Origin of the sequence: Corallococcus praedator, from assembly GCF_003612125.1 — a bacterium.
GTDB classification, from domain to species: Bacteria; Myxococcota; Myxococcia; order Myxococcales; family Myxococcaceae; genus Corallococcus; species Corallococcus praedator.
The window spans coordinates 1-414 of the sequence record NZ_RAWI01001227.1 but is presented as its reverse complement, the minus strand read 5'-3'; the positions used below and the strand labels follow the sequence as shown (position 1 = coordinate 414).

Here is a 414-nt window from a genome sequence, read left to right as displayed (position 1 = left end):
CGATATGAACATCTGGGATGTTGAGAGATTTCTTGTTCTTGATGAGACCAGAACCTTTCACGACACACTTGATGCCGTTCTTAACCTTCTCGGTAACAACCGTTTCGATAGAAGCATCATCGTAGAGCACGTATGAGCCGACAGGAACTTCATTGTGGAAATTCGGATAGCTGACCTGTACGACGTTCTGACCAGTGTAGGTAAGATCACCTGTGAAGATAATGACATCACCTGTTTTGACAGCAAACGGAGTTTCGATGTTCTTGGTACGAATTTCAGGACCCTTGGTGTCGATCATGATCGGGAGCCTGGTCGTCACAGAACGAATACGATTTACAACTTCGAGAGTGCCTGCTTCGTCCTGGTGAGCTGTGTTGAGCCAAAGCACATCAGCACCTGCTGCAATAATCATCT

1 protein-coding gene is annotated in these 414 nt (G+C 46.4%); it reads right to left on the bottom strand.

Annotated elements, in window-relative coordinates:
* On the bottom strand, window positions 1-414 hold a 414-nt coding region (locus D7Y13_RS43845), incomplete at both ends, for a pyruvate kinase (RefSeq protein ID WP_244222499.1).